The sequence below is a fragment of the Serratia sp. EWG9 genome, assembly GCF_019913725.1.
Classification (GTDB): Bacteria; Pseudomonadota; Gammaproteobacteria; order Enterobacterales; family Enterobacteriaceae; genus Serratia; species Serratia ureilytica.
On sequence record NZ_JADNRO010000032.1, the window covers coordinates 1 to 328 of the forward strand.

Genomic DNA, 328 nt, shown 5'->3' on the forward strand with positions numbered 1-328 from the left:
CCACCTGACCCCATGCCGAACTCAGAAGTGAAACGCCGTAGCGCCGATGGTAGTGTGGGGTCTCCCCATGCGAGAGTAGGACACTGCCAGGCATCAAATTAAGCGTGCTGATATGGCTCAGTTGGTAGAGCGCACCCTTGGTAAGGGTGAGGTCCCCAGTTCGACTCTGGGTATCAGCACCACTTTATTTAAAGTGGGTTTAGAAGTTCGGCAGAAAAAAGAATTTGCTTGGCGGCAATAGCGCGGTGGTCCCACCTGACCCCATGCCGAACTCAGAAGTGAAACGCCGTAGCGCCGATGGTAGTGTGGGGTCTCCCCATGCGAGAGT

Annotated in this window: 1 tRNA gene and 2 rRNA genes; all 3 read left to right on the forward strand. The window is 55.2% G+C overall.

What is annotated here, in order from left to right:
• Positions 1–92 (forward strand): 5S ribosomal RNA (rrf, locus tag ITX55_RS23915); the annotation flags it as partial.
• A gap of 14 nt (positions 93–106) precedes the next feature.
• A tRNA-Thr gene (locus tag ITX55_RS23920) sits at positions 107–182 on the forward strand.
• Positions 183–227: 45 nt separating this feature from the next.
• Positions 228–328: ribosomal RNA gene (gene rrf, locus ITX55_RS23925) — 5S ribosomal RNA — on the forward strand; the annotation flags it as partial.